The sequence below is a fragment of the Patescibacteria group bacterium genome (assembly GCA_041659765.1).
Lineage (GTDB): Bacteria > Patescibacteriota > Patescibacteriia > UBA9934 > UBA9934 > JAGORL01.
Map to the genome: position 1 here is coordinate 845,706 of JBAZXR010000001.1, position 13,668 is coordinate 859,373.

General features: G+C 51.3%; 14 protein-coding genes. 4 read left to right on the top strand and 10 right to left on the bottom strand.

The genetic code is table 11. The annotated features are described in order from the left end of the window. Positions 1-241: 241 nt before the first annotated feature. Complete coding sequence (gene dnaA / locus WC813_04600) at positions 242-1,645, bottom strand: chromosomal replication initiator protein DnaA (GenBank protein ID MFA5947268.1); 1,404 nt, start codon at positions 1,643-1,645, stop codon at positions 242-244. A gap of 301 nt (positions 1,646-1,946) precedes the next feature. On the opposite strand from dnaA, the gene rpmH reads away from it, so the two are divergent. The 3 genes from rpmH (at position 1,947) to yidD (ending at position 2,730) form a co-directional block, all read left to right on the top strand. Further along, positions 1,947-2,099 (top strand): 50S ribosomal protein L34, encoded by a 153-nt coding sequence (rpmH, locus tag WC813_04605; protein MFA5947269.1) that lies wholly within the window; start codon positions 1,947-1,949, stop codon positions 2,097-2,099. Between the two features lie 54 nt (positions 2,100-2,153). Beyond that, a complete protein-coding gene (gene rnpA / locus WC813_04610) occupies positions 2,154-2,495 on the top strand; it encodes a ribonuclease P protein component (GenBank protein ID MFA5947270.1) in 342 nt (113 codons plus the stop codon). A gap of 70 nt (positions 2,496-2,565) precedes the next feature. Continuing rightward, complete coding sequence (gene yidD / locus WC813_04615; GenBank protein MFA5947271.1) at positions 2,566-2,730, top strand: membrane protein insertion efficiency factor YidD; 165 nt, start codon at positions 2,566-2,568, stop codon at positions 2,728-2,730. Here the strand turns inward: yidD and WC813_04620 are convergent. The 4 genes from WC813_04620 to tig all read right to left on the bottom strand — a co-directional run bounded on the left by WC813_04620 (position 2,702) and on the right by tig (position 5,697). Beyond that, positions 2,702-2,971, bottom strand: a complete 270-nt coding sequence (locus WC813_04620) for a DUF167 domain-containing protein (protein MFA5947272.1) — start codon at positions 2,969-2,971, stop codon at positions 2,702-2,704. The two genes, yidD and WC813_04620, sit on opposite strands and share 29 nt — an antisense overlap. Position 2,972: 1 nt before the next feature. Beyond that, positions 2,973-3,821 (bottom strand): deoxyribonuclease IV, encoded by an 849-nt coding sequence (locus tag WC813_04625; protein ID MFA5947273.1) that lies wholly within the window; start codon positions 3,819-3,821, stop codon positions 2,973-2,975. Between the two features lie 102 nt (positions 3,822-3,923). After that, positions 3,924-4,265, bottom strand: a complete 342-nt coding sequence (locus tag WC813_04630; GenBank protein ID MFA5947274.1) for a hypothetical protein — start codon at positions 4,263-4,265, stop codon at positions 3,924-3,926. Positions 4,266-4,407: 142 nt separating this feature from the next. Then, positions 4,408-5,697: a trigger factor gene (gene tig, locus WC813_04635; GenBank protein ID MFA5947275.1), complete on the bottom strand. Its 1,290-nt coding sequence runs from the start codon at positions 5,695-5,697 to the stop codon at positions 4,408-4,410. A gap of 145 nt (positions 5,698-5,842) precedes the next feature. On the opposite strand from tig, the gene WC813_04640 reads away from it, so the two are divergent. Then, complete coding sequence (locus WC813_04640; GenBank protein MFA5947276.1) at positions 5,843-7,135, top strand: M23 family metallopeptidase; 1,293 nt, start codon at positions 5,843-5,845, stop codon at positions 7,133-7,135. Here the strand turns inward: WC813_04640 and WC813_04645 are convergent. From WC813_04645 to pnp, 5 genes are all read right to left on the bottom strand, one after another. Then, positions 7,107-8,681: a YifB family Mg chelatase-like AAA ATPase gene (locus tag WC813_04645; GenBank protein MFA5947277.1), complete on the bottom strand. Its 1,575-nt coding sequence runs from the start codon at positions 8,679-8,681 to the stop codon at positions 7,107-7,109. The genes WC813_04640 and WC813_04645 overlap by 29 nt on opposite strands. Positions 8,682-8,708: 27 nt before the next feature. Continuing rightward, positions 8,709-9,173, bottom strand: a complete 465-nt coding sequence (locus WC813_04650; GenBank protein ID MFA5947278.1) for a signal peptidase II — start codon at positions 9,171-9,173, stop codon at positions 8,709-8,711. A 1-nt stretch (position 9,174) separates the two neighbouring features. Then, positions 9,175-9,558, bottom strand: coding sequence for a TraR/DksA C4-type zinc finger protein (locus tag WC813_04655; GenBank protein ID MFA5947279.1), 384 nt, complete (start codon positions 9,556-9,558; stop codon positions 9,175-9,177). Between the two features lie 563 nt (positions 9,559-10,121). After that, positions 10,122-11,345: a hypothetical protein gene (locus WC813_04660; protein ID MFA5947280.1), complete on the bottom strand. Its 1,224-nt coding sequence runs from the start codon at positions 11,343-11,345 to the stop codon at positions 10,122-10,124. A 41-nt stretch (positions 11,346-11,386) separates the two neighbouring features. Continuing rightward, complete coding sequence (gene pnp / locus WC813_04665; GenBank protein ID MFA5947281.1) at positions 11,387-13,612, bottom strand: polyribonucleotide nucleotidyltransferase; 2,226 nt, start codon at positions 13,610-13,612, stop codon at positions 11,387-11,389. Positions 13,613-13,668: the final 56 nt, after the last annotated feature.

The following is a 13,668-nucleotide window of genomic DNA, read 5'->3' on the forward strand; positions in this document are numbered from 1 at the left end:
TGAAAAGTCTGTGAACAGCTGTGAGGACGTTTGGGATAACTGGCAGTAGTCTACACCATTTAACTCTGTCCCCGTTTTATCCGCAATCCTATCCCCAGACTTATCCATCCCCATATCAACAGACTTATCCACATTATGTGCACCTCGGGTGGTCGAAATCATCCTGAGGAGCTCTTAGCGACGAAGGATCTGATTGGTTGACCATTCAGATTCTTCGCTACGCTCAGAATGACTCAACGAATTACGCTCCCGTGTACATCTTCTGCTTGATGAGTTCCAGGTCTTTCTGAAGTTTCTCGTCAGAATCAATGAGATTCTTAATCTTTGAGTGCGCGTGCATAGCGGTAGTGTGATCTCGGCCGCCAAGCTCAGCGCCAATAGTAGGATAGGAGCTCTTCATTTCTTCGCGGAGCAGGAACATGATGATTTGGCGTGGGAAAGCCAGGCGTTTCTCACGGCTCTTACCGAGAACGTCCTCGATCTGAATATCGAAATACGCTGCAACGACGATAATAACTTGGCGAGGAGTCACGGTTTTCTTCACATTTTCGGATTCGAAGCTTGAGATAATCGGTTTGATGGTATCGAGCGTCGCTTCCATGTTCCTAAACTGGTGAACGGCGATGATTTTATTCAAAGCGCCCTCAAGTTCGCGAACATTCGAGAAAACGGTCGAAGCCACATACTGAAGAACGTCCTTTGTTAGTGGGAACGCCTTTTCAATACACTTCTTTTCGAGAATCGCGATCCGTGTTTCGAGATCGGGAGTTCCGACGTCGACCAACATTCCCCATTCGAGGCGGGACTGTAGACGCTTTTCAAGGCCAGCGATCGATTTTGGCGGTCTATCTGACGAGATGACGATCTGTTTGTTGTCCTGATGGAGCGTATTAAAGGTATGGAAGAATTCTTCCTGCGTTCCCTCTTTGCCGGTAATGAACTGAATGTCGTCAATCAAGAGAAGGTCGACATTGCGATAGCGATCTTTGAACTCCTTACCCTTACCAGTGCGAACCGAGTGAATAAAATCATTAGTAAAGTGCTCGCAGGTGACGTACATGATGCGTGCGCCCTGCCACTTACGACGAATCTCGTTGGCGATAGCATGCAACAAGTGAGTTTTACCGAGTCCAACACCGCCGTAAATGAAAAGCGGGTTATATGTGCCTCCTGGTTGCGAGGCGACGGCCTGGGACGCAGCGTGCGCTAGTTCGTTTTGCTTGCCGACTACGAACGTATGGAAAGAATAGGAAGGATTCACCGTAATGTTGCCCGTTGGTGGCAAACTTGGCGCTCCGCCATCTGTAGTTGTGAATCCGTAGTCCTCGGCTCCAGCAATCTTTGGTGTCACAATCTGAATTGGCTGATATGCCGCGGGTTTTGCCTCAATTCGACATTTTAAGCTCCTAATCGGGTTCGGTGTGAGGGTCTGTAAGGCTTCGAGAATCTCTTTGTTAAACTTTTTCTCTAACCAAGTTTGGGAAAGGCTATTGGGGACGCCAATAACGTACGCGCCCGGCTGGTAGTCACAAATAAAGGTGTTCTTGAACCACGTACTAAAATGCGCTCGGCTTATCTTAAGCTCTACATGGGCAAGGACTGCTTGCCAGAGCTCATGAGTATCCATGGGAGTACCAATCTCCATAGCGCGAAGCGTTTAGGAATAGACGACAAGGCGCATCATAGTGAATATATCCACAGCCCACAAGCACCCGCAACCATTGGTCTATCTTCACAACTGTGGATAACTTGGGGGCAAGTCGGTTAGCCATCGCGAGACTGGCAGTCAGGCTAACGGATTGAAGCAACTTTGTGGGGCCTCTTACTTGATGGCAGGCCGGCCTCTGATTTTCGTCGAACAGACTCGTCACAGGAACTGGTCGGTGTATACTGCCCCTAGGATTTGACTGTTTTAGCGAACTTCGCTATCCTCACGCTACTTTTATATGCCCAAGCGAACATATCAACCCAAGAAGAAGCGTAGAGCTAAAGTCCATGGTTTCCGCCAGCGGATGAAGACCAAGGATGGCCGCAACGTTGTTGCCCGCCGCCGCCTAAAGGGCCGCAAGAAGCTGACGCTGAAGAAGCGCCCACGTTAGAAAGTTGAAACCCCCGCCGTCCAGCTATCGCAGGACAGGCGGGGATTTTATTCTATGCTGAAAAAGCCTAACAGATTGCGCAACGATAAAGACATTAACGACGTCCTCAAAGGCAAGAAGGGCGTTTTCGACGCGGTCTGTGGGATTAAGTACACAAAGACTAAACTCGAGGTCACTCGAATTACTGTAGTGGTCGGCACAAAGGTGAGTAAGAATGCCGTCGACCGTAACTGGGTGAAGCGACAGTATCGTGAGATTACGAAAGTATTGTTACCTCGAATCGCACCAGGCTATGACATTGTTCTCCTCGCCGGTAAAGGAGCGCTGGATCTCGACTTTGCAGAAAAAGCACAGCGCCTTGAAGGCATTTTCAAAAAATCCGGGCTTTTATCGTAACGCCTTGCGGACAGCGGCAACCGTGCCCATTTTGGCGTACCAGAAAACATTTTCCTTCGACCATGGCCCGATGAAAATCCTGTATCCCAACGGATACTGTCCCTTCTATCCGTCTTGCTCAGAGTACACGCGGCAATCCATTTTAAAAGACGGAGTTATTGTGGGGATTGCAAAAGGCGGCTGGCGTATCTGTCGGTGCCACCCATTTACAGAAGGCGGGGTTGATCTTCCCTAAGCGCGTCGATCTTGGCCGAATCAGGCAGTTCGACGCGTTTTAGTTTGGCCATGGTGCCGGACACAATCGAGATCGAGGTTTTCGACGTATCGAGCTTGTCCGCGAGAAAGCGAATGAGTTCCGCGTTGGCCTTTCCCTCTTTCGGCGGTGCGTGAATAGCAATTTCGACGGTTTTCTCGTCGAGCCACTTAGTTACTTTTGTAACTTTCGCGTTTGGTTTTACTTTGACCCAAAGAAACATATTACCGGAAGCTCTTCAGGAGCTTCATATCATCGACTCTTCCTGGATCGTCGCCTCCCCCGCCTTCGTAGGGGGTTTCGAGGATGAGGTCGATGTGTTTCAAGAGTTTGTTTTTGACGATAGCCTCGAAGGATTCTGCGCCCATGAAGCCTTTTCCGAGATGCTCATGGCGGTCTTTGTGGCCGTCGAACTCGATTTTGCTGTCGTTACAATGACTGGCGACGAGTTTCTTAATGCCGATGATTTTGTCGAACATTTTAAAGGTCTTATCGACGTCCTCCTTCGTTCTCAAATCGTATCCGCTCGCGAAAGCGTGCTGCGTATCAAAACAAACGCCGATTTCCTTTCCGCGCTCGGCTCCGTCGATAAATGCTGCAATTTCTTCGAAAGAATCGCCCATGATCTCTCCCGCCCCCGCCGAAATCTCGATGAGTAGCTGGGTCGAACTATCATATCCGTCGAGAACCTTGTTTAATGCCGCCGAAACCATTTCAATCCCCTTCTCGCGACCAATGTCTTTGGCCGAGCCCGGATGGAACATGATTGCTTTTGCTCCGAGTTGAGTTCCGCGATCGAGTTCCTGGCGGATCATGTTGATCGAGCCGTGATAGACGCGATTATTCGCGGACGCGAGGTTAATCAGATACGGTGCATGAATATAGACGTCCTCGATCTTATGTTCCTTCATGGATGCCTTGAACTTGTCCGCATCCTCGTCCGTAATCGGTTTAACCGAAAAACTTTGCGGAGGCCGAGAAAATATCTGAATTACCTCGCATCCCAACTCTTTGCCGTAAATGCCGGACTTCCATAATCCTCCCGCTGCCGATACGTGTGCGCCGAATCTCATATAGGGAGAGTGTAGCTGAAAAAGTTAAAAAGGTTAAAAAAGCTGTAAAGCATAAAAAGAACTCGCCCGCCGGATAGCCGGTCGGGCGCGAAAGTTTCGAATTCATTTGCGGTCGTGGCCTTCGGATCTCTCCACTTCCGGCACAAGGGCCTTGATGGCGATGGCGAGCGAGTGCGGAAGTCCCGGCATGTTGCGGAACTCCTCGGTGCCGTCGTACGTGATGTAGTAGCTCTGGCGTTCACGGCCATCTCCCCCAGCTGCGGATGGGGGCTGGAGCAGACGCCAGCCAGGCACCGGACCAATATTCCAGACGTGATAGCGTTCCGCGTCAGCCCGCACGACGGTCGAGCCCTCGCCAATGAGGATCAGTGCAAGCCGTTCAGCGAAGTGCTGACCCGGCACACCAGGCTTCAGCGTGAAGTCCACAATAAAATCACGAGCCATGTATTCCTCCTGCCAGAGGGTATATCGACACAAAGATGCTTGGCAAATGAAAAAGCCCTCGACCTGAGTCGAGAGCCATTCCAATAACCACCACCTCCAAGCCCCTCCTAACGTCGGGGCGGGTCGACGCAGGGGTCGACCCCTACTTCACCATCATCTTCTTGAGGAACTCGACTACTTTGCGGTTGCGGACCTGGTGTTCGATGCGGTCGCGGAAGGCTGGGGAATAGACGTATTCCTTTGCTTCCTTGTTTTCGCCAACGGTTTTCGCTACCTCATCGACTTCGTTGTCGATTTCTTGAGAGGCAGGATCGATCTTTTCGATTTTAGCCACTTCGTTCAGGACAAGAGCGACTCTTAGGCGCGTAATGGCCTGTGGGGTGAAGTCTAACTTCATCTCTGTTTCTGATTTTCCGATCGAGGAGATGTACTTTTCCCACTCCATGCCCTGGTCAAAAACCCACTGCTTGAGTTCTGAAACCATCTTGTCAATCTCCTGGTTAACGAGGAGATCGCTGAACTCATCAAAATTAGATTTTTCGGCGAGTAATTCGAGCAACGCTTTTTCCTGGCGACGTGATTCTTCAACGGCCTTTTCTGCGCTCAAATTTTCCGTCAGTTTCTTTGTCAGTTCGTCCACAGATCCAATGCCGAGTGATTTGGCGAACTCGTCATTATAATCAGGGAGTTGAATCGCGAAAATTTCGTTCAGCTTCACGGTGAAGTCCACATTTTTTCCGGCAATGTGCTTCTGATAATGATCCGTTGGGAACATGAGCGCGAAGGTTCGTTCCTCGCCCTCCTTTGCTCCGAGGATCGCCTCGACAAAGCCCGGAATGTAATGCGGCTCATTTGTGTACACCGCATGGTTTTGTGCTTCGCCTCCCTCAATCGTTACGCCGTCTTTCTTCATCGTCAAATTGACGACTGCCTTGTCACCCTTCGCGAGCGGGCGACCAGCCTCGGCCTTCGTCTCCTTCATCTTCATGGTCATGAGATCGGACTTGGCCTTTTCGACCATCTCTGGAGTTGCGCCGGCTGGTTCGGCCTTGATTGACAGCGTCTTGTAGTCTGCAAGTTTGGTTACTGCTGGCATGAGAGACATTTCTGCCGTAAACACGAGATCATTACCCGGCGCCATCTTTTCTACGCCAAAATATGGCTGGCCAACAGTTTCTAAATCTTCCTCGATCATGGCTTTGACGAACGCGTTCCTTATAAGTTCCTCGGATGCGGCTTCGAGCAGTTTCATCTCGCCCATACGCTTCACGACCGTTTCATACGGGGCCTTCCCTGGGCGGAAACCCGGGATGCTGGATTCCTCACTGACGTGTTCAGCGGTATGTTTCATTCCGGCGAGCACTTCTTCCGCGGGAATAGTGATAGTTAGCTTAACGCGATTCTTTTCTAGCTTTTCTAATTTGTGGGCCATAGATGGGCTCGATGATGCTAGATTCTTCTTGTTTCGTCAACTGAATTGCGGTATACTGGGTCAGTAACTCTACTTTCATATTTCTCGCTTTAATTCGCCATTTTTTATCAGATTGGGCCTCTTATTTGTGGGCTTGCTTGTGGTTTTGAAGCGGCTTGCTTTTACTTTGGGCAGACTTTTTGGACGCATGTTTTCGCCGCTAGCTCGGTTCTTTTTGCACTATTTGGTACTGCCGGTTTATGGCGTGTTATTTGCGCTCCACAAACGGTTGAGTACTTGGTATCGCCCAGCGAAGAACAGATTCATGTTTTTTCTTTCTAACCGCTACACCATTCATGGAGCAGTTTTGTTAGTCGTGCTGATGGCGGTTGGCGCTAACCTGCAGCTCTCCCAGGCCCGCGCCGAGGCTGACACCTTTGGAGAGAAGAGCTTATTGTATGCCATTGTTACGGATCAGTCGGTGGAGGTGATTGATGAGTATGTAGACTACTCGCGTCCGGTGGCTTCGCAAATTATCGACGAAAGTACGCTTAGGCCTTTTGTCACCTCAAACTCAACTAATCCAGCTACTCCTACCAGCTTAGTTTTAGGCGAGGGCATTCTGTCCCAGGGCTCAGTTAGTTCGACTACTGCGGATACCCTGGCTCCGCGCGAAGGCCTGATTGCTTATACCGTTGGCAACGGCGATACCCTGTCTACGATTGCCCACAAATTTGGGATTACGCTTAACACGCTTCTCTGGGCTAACAATCTAACTGTTCGTTCCGTGATTAAGCCTGGTAACACCCTTAACATTCTTCCGGTATCAGGCGTGGCTCACACTGTGAAGAGCGGCGATACAGTGACGGCTATTGCTAAGAAGTATGGAGTGAATGCCGCGGAGGTGATTGCCTACAACAAGCTGCCAAGCGGATCTGGATTAACTGTTGGCGCAAAACTCATTGTGCCGGGTGGAGAATTTAAGGCGCCTGTGCCGGTAGCAACTGTGAGAAATGTAGCCGTGAAGGATATTTTCACCGGCGTACCTTCTTCGGTTGGCACGTCCGGTAATAAACCGGTGGCCGGGAAAATGCTTTGGCCAACTGACCTGAAGTACGTAGTGCGCGGCTTAAGCTGGACGCATACAGGGCTAGACGTTGATTGTAATGGGCACGCCAACGGTACAAGCACAAATACAAACTATGCAGCCGCTGACGGGATCGTGCAGTTTTCGGGAGCCAAGCGCGGATATGGCAATACAGTTGAGATTAATCACGGCAACGGTATTGTGACGCGCTATGGCCACTTCTACCAGCTGTATGTGAAGGCCGGCGAGCAAATCACCATGGGTACACCGCTCGGTCGTTGTGGTTCAACTGGTAACTCCACCGGCACGCACCTGCATTTTGAGGTCGTGGTGAACGGTAAGTTTAAGAATCCGCTTGATTATCTCCGGTAAGCGTCGAGCGAAATTGCAAAGCTTCCATGAGATGCCCGCGTTCAATCGCGGGGTTTTCATTGAGGTCGGCGATTGTCCGAGCGACTTTGAGAATTCTCGTATACGCGCGAGCTGAGAGACGAAGGGACTCGGCGGCTTTTTGAAAGTAGGCAAGGTCATCCGGTTCTAGGATACAGAAATGCTTGAGCGTGCTGGCGCCGAGTTCTGCGTTCGTCGAGATACCCACGGACTCGTAGCGCGTGCGAGAAATCTCGCGAGCTCGGGTCACGCGATCACACACCGCCTGCGAACTTTCTCTCGACGAATCGCTGAAGGCGGAGAGCGGGAGTCGAGGGACTTCGACAATGAGATCGATTCTATCTAAAAGCGGGCCAGAAATTTTTTGTCTATATCGTTCTTTGACAAAGTCTGTACAGACGCAGGTGCGTTCTTGGTCGAAGGCGTACCCGCACGGACACGGATTCATCGCAGCCACGAGCATGAAGCGTGCAGGGAAGGCCACGCTTCCGGCAGCGCGTGAGACTGTAACTCGACCCTCCTCGAGGGGCTGGCGAAGGTGCTCGAGCGCGCGGCGCGGAAACTCAGGAAACTCGTCGAGGAAGAGCACCCCGCGATGTGCGAGCGTGATTTCGCCGGGTTTGGGGTTGCCTCCACCGCCGACGAGAGCTACTCCACTCGCGCTGTGATGCGGCGAGCGAAATGGTCGATCGCGGAGTAAGACTTCGTCTTTATCGAGACTGCCGTGAACTGAGTGAATCGCTGTGATTTCGAGCGCTTCGTCAAAAGAGAGGGGCGGGAGTATCCCCGGGAGTGCACGCGCGAGGAGTGTTTTGCCACTGCCGGGAGAGCCTATAAGGAGAACGTTGTGACCACCTGACGCGGCGATTTCGAGCGCGCGTTTAGCTTGAGACTGGCCGGCGATGTCCGCGAAGTCCGTTCCACTCTTCCTGAACTCCCTCCCGACATCCCCTTTCGTAAGGGGAAGATGCAGCGAACTGTCCAGTTCATTGGGCGGTGTGTAGAGCGGGAGGATGCCGTCGTTTAGCGCCTGAACGATTGCTCGCAGGTCTTTGACGGGATGAACAAGGATCCCTTCAATAAGCGCTGCTTCACGGGCGTTTTCTTCGGGGACAATGACGCCTGTAAATCCTGTTTTTTTCGCCATCATGACGCAGGGCAGTATTCCGGTTGTTGTCCTGATACGGCCGTCGAGGGCCAACTCGCCTAAAACGAGGATGCGATCCAGGGCTTTTGGCGGAATAGTGCCGTCGGCTACCAGGATTCCGAGCGCGATGGGTAAATCATAAGAGGCGCCGTGCTTTTTGAGACTCGCTGGCGCGAGATTGACCGTTATAACAGGGCGCGGGAAGGTGAGCCCGCTATTTTTGATTGCCGATCGTACCCTTTCGCGCGCTTCGCTCGTGGCCGTATCGGGTAAACCGACAACGTGAAACTTCGGTAGACCCTTCGAGATATCGGCCTCGACCTCGACATGCACCGCTTCAAGACCAAATACCGTAGCCGCACTTACAAAAGCAAATCCCATACACAAAATGTATGGGGAGTTTTTAATTTAGGTTTTCTCGATCTGGGGGTTGCCTTTATGGTACCACAGAAAAAGTCCCATGCCGAAGAGAATCAGCAGGTCAGAAAGATTAATTGCCGAAGTGTGCAGGAGAATCAGGTAATCAGTGGTGAACCCATTCACGGCTCGATCCAGGAAATTGCCGAGTGCGCCAATACAGACCATGAAACAGGCTAGGGCTTCCTCAAATCTATGATCAACGAGCGCTGGGCGACCGAAATAGTAGCCGAATAGCACGATAATCGTGAGGGTCAACGGCAAAATAATGAAAAACGGCACCGGGATGTCAAAAGCAATGCCTGGATTTTTGTGTAACGCGAAAGCGAACAATGAGGGGATGGCCGATGAGCTGGCCGGAATTGCGTGGCCTATAGCCCACCATTTTGTAAAGGCGTCGACAAGAGCGAGTGCCACGACCGAACCTGCGCCCGTGAAAAAGTGGGCGCGGGTCATACTACATTTCTTGGGTAAGCGTCTTTTTACAGGCCACGCACGAGGTAGATGTCGGACGAATTTTCAAGCGGGCCTCGGTAATTGGCTGCTGACAATATTTGCAAGTGCCGTAAATACCCTTTTCCACTGCTTTCAAAGCTGAATTAACATCTTTAAGCGCTGATTCGAGTTCCTGCTCGAGTGAAAGGTTGTCGCTGAACTGAGCAACTTCAAAAGCGTTTTCGCCTTCATCGCTTCCTGTGTCTTTGTACTCGGTGACAAAAGTGCCAGGAGCCTTGGGATCGCGATGTGCAAATTGGGTCAGCTCTTTTTCTAGCTTAGCCTTCTCAGCAATAAGCAAGAGCTTCATTTCTTCGATAATTTTTGGTGATACAACTTTGGCCATAAAAAAGGGGTTTCGATGACAATAGCCGATTCCTTAGAAAAAGAAAAGGGGGCTCGGTTGCAAAGGGCGGTGCAAAGCATCTCCCGGCGGTTGAACCCCGATGGTCGAGCTAAGCTCGACCGGGCGGCATGGGGACCCAGGTATGTGATATTGGGTTCAGTGCACCGAGATTTCGGTGCGTTCAACTCAATAACCCATGTCCTCCTGTCCTTCAGGCCTAAGTGACGCCTGCTCTACCCCTCTCTTGGGTTCACGAATTGCTGTCCTTGCTTCGACAGTCATTCATTGATCCAAAAGAGGAGGAGCGCAAGTGAGGTATCTTCCGAAGTGTTTGTGGGGCTTCGGGAAATTTCCCCTGTCATTGCCCGTGCCTAGAAAGGCACGGATAGGTTTTGTGGAAAGAACGATTACCAGTCCAGTATAAACCCTGAGTACAATTTGTATATAAGATACTAACGGCTGACATTAGCCAAATTACTTTGCCATGTGGATAAGGTGACACTAAAGGTATTCAACTATTGAGTACAAGAAGTGTGCATAAGTCGTCACTTATCCACAACTTATCACCAGCAGATGCGAGTTCGGTGGTTCGAAAAGGCTATTTCTTGGCTATTCAACAGATTTTGAATAAATGTCCAGCCTGGCGTGGACAAACGTGCCGGGAGGAGATCAGTGAGCCCTCCGATGGAAACCCACTGGTTGGCTCTCGGCAAACACACATTCTTAGCCGAACCGGTTGTGGTTGAACCGTCCAGATTCACTTGGCGGTTGGTTAGGACGAGACCATGGGCCGTTTGGGCTGCGCGAACGATTGTCCCACTGTTATCTGTGATACTCGTGATAGTTGCTGAGGGATCGCTGGTTGTGATCGGCTGAGCTGATGAGGTTGAGATGATTTCGTCCAGGCTAGTGTAGACATCCCCGGACGACAGCAAAACTAATGACTTGGTGTAGTAGAGCTCGTTTACCGTACTTTCCATGTCTTCTTTGGTCAGATTGCCTTCTGGAACCGTTACGGAATAGGGAGTTCCTTCAATGTCTTGACCGAGGGAGACTACAAATCCGTGAGTAATCATTTGTTCTTCAAGGGCGCGCAGGCCTGGATAGACTAATGGAACGTCGAAGCCTAAGAGGTTCTGCGCTTCTGCCGCTGTAACGGTCATTTTCGCTAGCGATTGGTCAGAATTTGTATTATTTATATCCCCAGAACGGCCGAGCCCGGAAATAGTAAGGCTATGCTCGGTTAGTCTGATGGGCGCGCTCAATTGATCCTCGGCCGAGTTGATCTCGCCATTAAACCAAGGAAGTAAGGATTTTACTGGCAGTCTAAACGAAAATTTAGTGGATCCCGGGGCTACGGTACCTATGTACGTGCCACCAAACCGTTGCACGACCACCAAGTTGAATGCCTTTGCTTCATTGAGCTTGGCCTGGGGAATTTTGCCGGCCACAGCTACGCCCACGACCCCAGTTTCGTTGATAAATATGGCGCTTCCTCGTTTTGACCAACGTCCAAGCTCGTCGAGGGTGAAGGGTGCGTTTTGAAAAAGGACCGTGCCGTGAAACTTGTTCTCTAAAACTGCGGAAGTTTTCGGCGTTTTTATTATCCTCACGGTCATTTCGGCGTCATTCGGCACAAAGGACGAGATTGTATCGAGGGCGAGATAGGTGCGAACTACTAGTATCGACAGACCCGTAGCGAGGAGTAGTGGAGCCACAAATACCACAACCCGCCAGATCTTTTGGCGGGTTGGGTTATCGGTGAGTGGGATGTTGAGGGGGTTCATGGTGTATGGGCAAGGCGGCGCCTTGCCCGTACGACTAGCTGCTAGTCGTACCGTTTGCCTTGGGGCGGTTTTGCGCCGCGTCGGCTGGTTGATTCGCTGTCTCCGGAGCCGGCTTTGGCTTTCATCTCATCTGTGTAGACGTTGCCCTCGGCTTTTTTCATCGAGAGGTTCACGCGTCCTTTTTCGTCGATTTCGATGACCTTCACATGCACCTTATCGCCCACATTGACGACATCGGTTACTTTCTCAACTCTCCACGGGGCCATTTCGGACACATGGACAAGCCCGTCCTTGCCGGGAAGAAGTTCTACGAACGCACCGAAGTCCATGAGGCGCACCACGTTGCCGTGGAATACCTCGTTTACTTCAATGTCACGCGTTAGGTTGTAGATCCAATCATACGCCTTCTGTGCGGATTCCGCATCAGGCGAGGTGATCATGACCAAGCCAGTCTGTTCAATATCAATGTCAGACACGCCGGTTTTCTCGATAATCTCGTTGATCGTCTTTCCACCAGGACCAATTACTTCGCGAATCTTATCTGGGTTAATGTTAATGGTGATGATGCGAGGCGCGTTTGGTGAAAGTTCGGCACGCGGCTCAGGAATTGCCTTGGCCATGACATCCAGAATCTTCATGCGGGCAGACTGCGCGCGGGTGACGGCTTCGACGACTACGGTATGAGGAAGGCCATCGGTCTTTGTATCAAGCTGAATAGCCGTAATACCTTTGCGCGTACCGGTAATTTTGAAGTCCATGCCACCCTCGCCGTCTTCGAGGTCTTGTAAGTCGGTGATGACCTGGTAGCGCTTGCCGTCGGACGCGAGGCCCATGGCAATACCGGCGACTGCAGCCTTAATCGGCACGCCAGCATCCATAAGTGCCAACGAGGCACCGCAAGTTGAGCCCATCGAGCTTGAGCCGTTAGAACCGAGAACCTCGGAAACTACGCGAAGCGTGTACGGGAAGACTTCTTTTGCAGGGATCATGAAGGCGAGTGCTTTTTCTGCTAGCGCGCCATGTCCAACCTCGCGACGGCCAGCGCCACGGAGTGGTTTTGCTTCGCCAACAGAGAACGGAGGAAAGTTGTAGTGGTGCATGAATCGGCGTTCGCCGACCAGTTCCATGCCGTCGAGCGTCTGCTTGTCGCCAGGAGCACCGAGCGTAACGATGGACAGAACCTGCGTTTCGCCACGGTTGAACAATGCAGAACCGTGCACGCATGGGAGCAAGGCGACTTCGCTTTCCAGGTTGCGGATTTCATCGAGTCCTCGACCATCAACGCGCTTGCCTTCTTCAATGATCGTGCGACCGATTTCGAGGTCAAGTAACTCGCCGAGCAATGACTTGCCGAGCGTAATACCTTCTTCGTCCTGGCCTTGTTCCGTTAAAAATGCGACGGCTTTCTTCTTCATCTCATCTTTTGCAATTGCGCGTTCGACTTTGCTCGCTTTCGGTGCTGCGAAGAATAATTCCTGAATAGTTTTCTTCATGAACGGCGTTAAAAGCGCTTTGATTTCTTCGCGCTTGCCGGCGACACGTTTGGCTTCGTCCGTCTTTGGCGTCAGAAGGTCAACTTTGGCCTTTCCTGCTTCCTTGCGCACCGCTTCGATGAGCTCGATAACTGGACCAAGGTTCTCGCGACCATAAGCAATAGCGTCAATGACTTCAGCTTCTGGAGCTTCATCGCAACCAGCTTCGATCATAATCACCTTTTCGGCTGTACCAGCAACGTCCACGTCGAACTTTGCAACCTCGCGTTCTGCGTAGGTGCCGTTCAAGATGAAATGACCCTCGGCATCAGTGTTGACGCGAGCAACGGCGATTGGGCCGTTCCATGGAATGTCAGACATGTGGAGCGCGCACGATGCGCCGATGAGCCCTGGAATGTCGGCATCATTTTCTTCGTCGAAGGCCAGTACCGAAATAATGACCTGCACATCGTTGGCGATGCGCTGATCAAACAGTGGGCGAATAGCGCGATCGATGAACCGAGCAGCGAGAACTGCTTCGTCCGTTGGTCGTCCTTCACGCTTAATGAAGCGCGAACCCTTGATGCGTCCCGCGGCGTACAACTTTTCCTCGAAATCAACCATGAGCGGGAAGAAACTCAATCCTGGGCGAACATCCTTGCTCATAACTGCAGTCGCGAGCACCACAGTCTTGCCGTATGTAACTACGCAAGCGCCGTTTGCTGCTTTTGCGAGCTTGCCTGTTTCAATCGTTAACTTCTTTCCTCCAAAATCAATCGAGTGCGATGTGGTCATAATATGGTTATTGGTTCTCTTTCACGTTCTTCTTCTTTCTCCATCCTGAGCGAGAG